The sequence below is a fragment of the Pseudomonas sp. 22490 genome (assembly GCF_052044465.1).
GTDB lineage: Bacteria > Pseudomonadota > Gammaproteobacteria > Pseudomonadales > Pseudomonadaceae > Pseudomonas > Pseudomonas aeruginosa.
The window spans coordinates 1-880 of sequence record NZ_JBQENS010000090.1 but is presented as its reverse complement, the minus strand read 5'-3'; the positions used below and the strand labels follow the sequence as shown (position 1 = coordinate 880).

At 48.4% G+C, this 880-nt stretch carries 2 protein-coding genes; both read left to right on the top strand.

Features of this window, described 5'->3' with window-relative positions:
* On the top strand, positions 1-462 hold a 462-nt coding region (locus tag ACTJJX_RS35010; RefSeq protein ID WP_283795769.1), incomplete at its 5' end, for an EndoU domain-containing protein.
* A 7-nt stretch (positions 463-469) separates the two neighbouring features.
* Positions 470-724, top strand: a complete 255-nt coding sequence (locus ACTJJX_RS35005) for a MafI family immunity protein (RefSeq protein WP_046602502.1) — start codon at positions 470-472, stop codon at positions 722-724.
* Positions 725-880 lie beyond the last annotated feature (156 nt).

The window sequence follows — 880 nt, the reverse complement described above, 5'->3', positions numbered from 1 at the left end:
GCCAAGAACCTGGTCAACGCGATTGCGGAGTCACCTGTTTCCGGTAGTATGAGTTCGCAGCTTGGGGCAGTGGGGGATTTGGGTCGGCTGGGTGGGGGAGGTAAAGGTTATGTCGATATTCTTTCCCACGAAGCTAAACAGCATATTTTGTATGGCGACAAACCTGGGAGTGGTGGCCATTTGTGGCCGGGGCAGGCAGGGAAGACAGTTTTCCCTCAAAACTGGTCGGCAGATAAGATAGTTCACGAGGTTGGTGATATTGCGACGTCCCCTAGTACCAAATGGTATGCCCAAACAGGAACTGGTGGGGTTTATACAAGCAAGGGTGACCCCGCTAAATGGGTTGCTTATGAGGTTCGTGATGGAGTTCGTATGCGCGTTGTTTATCAGCCCGCTACAGGAAAGGTGATCACAGCCTTCCCCGACAACGCACCTATCCCACCTTATAAGCCCATTAAATAGGTCTTTTATGTACGCTGATCGTATTGTCAAATTTGGGGAGAGATTCCAGGGGCGGCTAGAGTCTACGCTGCTTCAAGGAGCACTAGACTATGTTGGATACAATGAGGAAAGTCTGGCTTTTGAAGTTCTGTGTGACCATATTTGTGAATATGATGTATCTATCACGGATGAGGAATATCGCGAGGCTGTACAATTAGCCCTGGATATGGGGTTTGACTTAGAGGAAGGTCCATTCAAACACTTGAAGGGTTTGAAGTCGTAGTTTTTAAAATATACATCGTTTGCTTTTTCAAATACTGGCCTCGGGCAGCATAAAGGGGACATATTTATTTTCCCTGCTCTAATTCTCTGAGCAGGGAGGCTCCGCGAGGCCTAGGCAGAGGCGAGTGGTTTTACTGAACTATCCGCTTCACGTGGT

Excerpts from the sequence above, each read along its gene's own strand:
- ACTJJX_RS35005 (WP_046602502.1), top strand. The coding sequence starts at position 470 with ATGTACGCTGATCGTATTGTCAAATTTGGGGAGAGATTCCAGGGGCGG.